A 3,981-nucleotide genomic window follows, 5' to 3' on the forward strand; every position below is an offset into this window, starting at 1 on the left:
CGGCAGCCGCCGATGGCCTGAGTGGCGTGGCGGCGGCAGGAGCGGCCGCAGCCGAGGCGCCGCGTGCAACGACTCCGCTCACCGATCACCTCCGGGCGGATGCGGTGACCCGGCAGGCGCCGCCGACGCCGGGCCAGCCCCTTCCCGGCCAGCCGACGGCCCAGCCGTGGACCGGGCAGCCGAGCGGCCCGCCTCCTCCGGCGCGTCCCTACGCAGCGGTGCCGAACAGCGCGCCGTACCAGATGCCTCCCGAGCCACGCCGGGCCGCGAGCGTCGCCTGGCCCGAACGCCTGCGACGCTGGACGCTGGGTGCCGGCGGCGTCGGCGTCACGGCCGGTGCCGTCGCCTTCGCGCCCTGGCTCGCGGCGATCGGCATCAGCATCGCGGTGGTGCTGATCCGGGCCGGCTCGCTCAGTGGCTCGACGCTTGCTGCCAAGCGGGCGCGGCGGGGCAACAAGTGGCATGACCTGCCGTTCAGCGTCGTCGCCGCGCCCTGGCACGCGGTGGTCTCCTCGATCGCGTCGGTGGCGCTGCTGGCGTGGGCGGCGATGCTCGGCTCCTGCATGCTGCTGATCGCGCTGGTGGCGGGCGCCGGCGACGACGTCGCCCTGGCGCTGACCGGCGTGGTCTCCGCGGCGGCGTTGTGGACCGGTCCCGGCAGCTCGCGGCTCCGCTCGCCGCTGCACCGGGTGGCGAGCCTGGCTGCCGTCCGCCCGGTGCCGTGGCTGGTGCTGGCCCTGGCGCTGGGCGGCGTCAGTCTGATGGCGCTGCTGATCGCGGGCGTCGAGGGGCCGCTGTGGGAGCCGGCGTCCGCGGCACCCTGGGACGAGGGCACCTGGCTCGGGCGCTGGCTCTGAGCCGGTCCGGGCACGGCGTCGGCGCCGGGGCTGGCTCGTCCACAGGGTGGGCACGGTCGTATCGCTGGGCAGACCCCTGCGCGACAGCCCGCCCCATCCATGGCAGACTCGCCCCGTGGCCAGCATCGTGATCATTATCGGCTAGCGCATCAGGCACCCGCCCGATGCGCACACCTCTCGTACCCCGAGAGGTTTTTTTGTTGGCCGAACTGATCACCCGAGAGCGAAGCGAGACTCACCGATGGATCTGCAAGGTTCCTTCCACGTCTACGACACCACCCTGCGCGACGGTGCCCAGCAGGAGGGGCTCAACCTCTCCGTCGCCGACAAGCTGAACATCGCGCGGCACCTGGACGGGCTCGGCGTCGGCTTCATCGAGGGCGGCTGGCCGGGCGCGAACCCCAAGGACACCGAGTTCTTCCGTCGCGCCGCACTCGAGCTCGACCTCAAGCACGCCAGGCTGACCGCGTTCGGCGCCACCCGCAAGGCGGGGATGGCCGCCGCCGACGACCCGCAGGTGGCCGGCCTGCGCGACAGCGGCGCCGGCGTGGTGACCCTGGTCGCGAAGTCGCACGTGGGCCACGTCGAGAAGGCTCTGCGCACCACGGTGGCCGAGAACCTGGCGATGATCCGCGACACCGTCAGCCACCTGCGCGCCGAGGGCCAGCAGGTCTTCCTCGATGCCGAGCACTTCTTCGACGGCTACCGCACGGACCGCTCCTACGCCCTCGAGGTGCTGCGCACCGCCTACGACGCCGGCGCGGAGGTGATCGCACTGTGCGACACCAACGGCGGGATGCTGCCGGGCTGGGTGGCCGACGTGGTCCACGACGTCATCGACAGCACCGGGGTGCGGATCGGCATCCACTGCCACAATGACACCGGCCTCGCCGTGGCGAACACCCTGGCCGCCGTCGACGCCGGGGCGACGCACGTCCAGGGCTGTGTCAACGGCTACGGCGAGCGCACCGGCAACGCCGACCTGGTCAACGTGGTCGCGAACCTGGAGCTCAAGCTGGACCGCCAGGTGCTGCCGGCAGGCCTGCTGCGCGAGGCGACCCGGATCGCGCACGCCGTCGCCGAGGTGACCAACGTTCCGCCGTCGGCACGCCAGCCCTATGTCGGCACCTCGGCCTTCGCCCACAAGGCGGGCCTGCATGCCAGCGCGATCAAGGTCGACCCGGACCTCTACCAGCACATGGATCCGGCCGACGTCGGCAACGACATGCGGCTGCTGGTCTCCGACATGGCCGGTCGCGCGACGATCGAGCTCAAGGGCAAGGAGCTCGGCTTCGACCTGTCCGGCTCGCCGGAGCTGGTCACCCGGATCACCAACCGGGTCAAGGAGCTGGAGTCGCAGGGCTACACCTTCGAGGCGGCGGACGCCTCGTTCGAGCTGCTGTTGGTCGAGGAGGCCGAGGGCATGCGGCCCAGCTACTTCGAGATCGAGTCCTGGCGCGTGATCACCGAGACCGTCCAGGGTGCTGGAGCCGGCGAGGAGGCCGTCTCGGAGGCCACGGTCAAGCTGCGTGCGGGGGATGCCCGCGTGGTCAGCACCGGTGAGGGCAACGGTCCGGTCAATGCGCTGGACCACGCGCTGCGTCAGGCGATCGGCCAGGCGTACCCCGCGGTCGCCAAGTTCGAGCTGATCGACTACAAGGTGCGCATCCTCGACCAGGGCCACGGCACCGACGCGATCACCCGGGTGCTGATCGAGACCAGCGACGGCACCACCTCGTGGGTCACCGTCGGCGTCGGCCACAACGTGATCGAGGCGTCGTGGGGCGCCCTGATCGACGGCGTGACCTTCGGCCTGCGCCGCCACCACCAGGCCTGAGCGCGGCCCGCCCGGCGTCAGGCGATGACGACGCGGCGCACCAGGTCCTGCCACGCGGCGACGATCCGCGGCAGCGGCAGGTGCTCGATGTGCACCTGCTGGATCAGGATCGGCAGCTCCAGGGGTGCCAGGAGGGCAGCCGCCAGCAGCGGGATGTCGCCGGTCACGTCCAACTCGCGCAGCAGGTGCTGCACATGCAGCGAGGTGAAGGACCAGACCGGGTAGGCGCGGCGGTGGGAGCCGGTGGCGGCCTGGAAGAGCTCGGCGTGGCTGAGCGTGCGTGTCACCCGGGACTCGCCGAACGCGAGCAGGCGCTCCAGCGGTGGTGCGCCGGGGCCGAGCGGCGGCGGGCCGGAGATCACCGACTCCTGCCACCGGGCCTCGGAGTGGTCGAGGACCGCGGCGAAGAGGCCGGTGCGGCTCTCGAAGCGCCGGAAGACGGTGCCCTTGCCGACGCCGGCCGCCTCGGCGACCGACTCCATGGTGACCGCCCCGGCGCCGTGCTCGTCGACGAGCCGCAGCGCCGCGGCCAGGACGGCGTCACGGTTGCGGGCGGCGTCGCTCCTCTCGCGCGGGCCCTGGCCGGCGAGGGGGAGCAGTGGGCGGTCGGTCATGGCAGCACCACCCTAGTGGCAACCCGGATGTGGCGACCGTCACGGAATGTAATCGGACCGCGGTCCGTTTGAACTCTTCGGAGCGTCAAGATCCGCGCTCCTCCCGCGTTCCTGACCAGGAGAATCCTCATGTCCGACATCCGTGTTGCCGCCATCGTGGGCAGCCTCCGCGCCGACTCCCTGAACCGCAAGATCGCCGAGGCGCTGCGCGACCAGGCGCCCGCCGGCGTCACCGTCGACATCGTCGAGGGCCTTGCCGAGGTCCCCTTCTACAACGAGGACCTCGACGGCGAGGCCGGTGCTCCTGAGGCCGCCGCCAACCTGCGTGCCCAGGTCGCCGACGCCGACCGCGTCCTGGTGGTCACCCCCGAGTACAACGGCACCATGCCGGCCGTGCTGAACAACGCGATCGACTGGCTCTCGCGTCCCTACGGTGCCGGTGCCCTGGTGGGCAAGCCGTTCGCCGTGATCGGTGCCACCCCGACCCCGTACGGCGGCAAGTGGGCCCACGACGACGCGCGCCGCTCGGCCGGCATCGCGGGCGCGAAGGTCGTCGCCGACATCGAGGTGTCGCAGTCGGCCCTCGAGGGCGACATCCTCGCCGACGAGCAGGTGCTCGGTCGGCTCAAGGGCGCGGTCGAGGCGCTGGCTGCCCACAGCGAGGCCTGATCCT

General features: G+C 72.2%; 3 protein-coding genes. 2 read left to right on the forward strand and 1 reads right to left on the reverse strand.

Translation table 11 applies throughout. The features are described from left to right. Positions 1–1,098 precede the first annotated feature (1,098 nt). On the forward strand, positions 1,099–2,694 hold the full coding sequence (gene cimA / locus ABD151_RS20455) for a citramalate synthase (protein ID WP_343996710.1): 1,596 nt from the start codon (positions 1,099–1,101) through the stop codon (positions 2,692–2,694). 17 nt (positions 2,695–2,711) lie between these two features. Here the strand turns inward: cimA and ABD151_RS20460 are convergent, their stop codons facing one another. Then, positions 2,712–3,308, reverse strand: a complete 597-nt coding sequence (locus ABD151_RS20460) for a TetR/AcrR family transcriptional regulator (RefSeq protein ID WP_343996711.1) — start codon at positions 3,306–3,308, stop codon at positions 2,712–2,714. Positions 3,309–3,437: 129 nt separating this feature from the next. Here ABD151_RS20460 and ABD151_RS20465 point away from each other — a divergent pair, with 129 nt between their 5' ends. After that, positions 3,438–3,977 (forward strand): NAD(P)H-dependent oxidoreductase, encoded by a 540-nt coding sequence (locus ABD151_RS20465; protein WP_343996712.1) that lies wholly within the window; start codon positions 3,438–3,440, stop codon positions 3,975–3,977. Positions 3,978–3,981 lie beyond the last annotated feature (4 nt).

Origin of the sequence: Nocardioides dubius, assembly GCF_039528155.1 — a bacterium.
GTDB lineage: Bacteria > Actinomycetota > Actinomycetes > Propionibacteriales > Nocardioidaceae > Nocardioides > Nocardioides dubius.

Bases quoted from the DNA above. Each gene is read 5' to 3' on its own strand.
- ABD151_RS20465 (WP_343996712.1), top strand. From the start codon at position 3,438: ATGTCCGACATCCGTGTTGCCGCCATCGTGGGCAGCCTCCGCGCCGAC.
- ABD151_RS20460 (WP_343996711.1), bottom strand. From the start codon at position 3,308: ATGACCGACCGCCCACTGCTCCCCCTCGCCGGCCAGGGCCCGCGCGAG.
- cimA (WP_343996710.1), top strand. From the start codon at position 1,099: ATGGATCTGCAAGGTTCCTTCCACGTCTACGACACCACCCTGCGCGAC.